The 282-nt window shown below is 68.8% G+C and carries 1 pseudogene; it reads left to right on the top strand.

Going from position 1 to position 282, the window contains the following annotated elements:
* A pseudogene (locus EN852_RS40195) lies at positions 1 to 282 on the top strand (2-oxo-hepta-3-ene-1,7-dioic acid hydratase); the annotation flags it as partial.

Raw genomic sequence — 282 nt, 5'->3', positions numbered from 1 at the left:
GGCATTGTCGTCGGCGGCCGCGCGGCCGGCCCGCGCGAGGCGGACTTGCGCTGGATGGGCGCCATCGTCTCGCGCAATGGCGCGGTCGAGGAGACGGGGCTCGGCGCCGGCGTGCTTGACCATCCGGCCAAGGGCATTGTCTGGCTCGCCAACCGGCTCCACCAATACGGCATGCAGATAGAGGCCGGACAGGTGGTGCTGTCGGGTTCCTTCATCCGGCCGGTCGAATGCCGGCATGGCGACCGGATCGTCTCGGATTTCGGACCATACGGAACCATCCGC

It is taken from the genome of Mesorhizobium sp. M2E.F.Ca.ET.209.01.1.1 (genome assembly GCF_004010375.2).
GTDB lineage: Bacteria > Pseudomonadota > Alphaproteobacteria > Rhizobiales > Rhizobiaceae > Mesorhizobium.
This window is presented reverse-complemented; position numbering and strand designations above follow the sequence as displayed.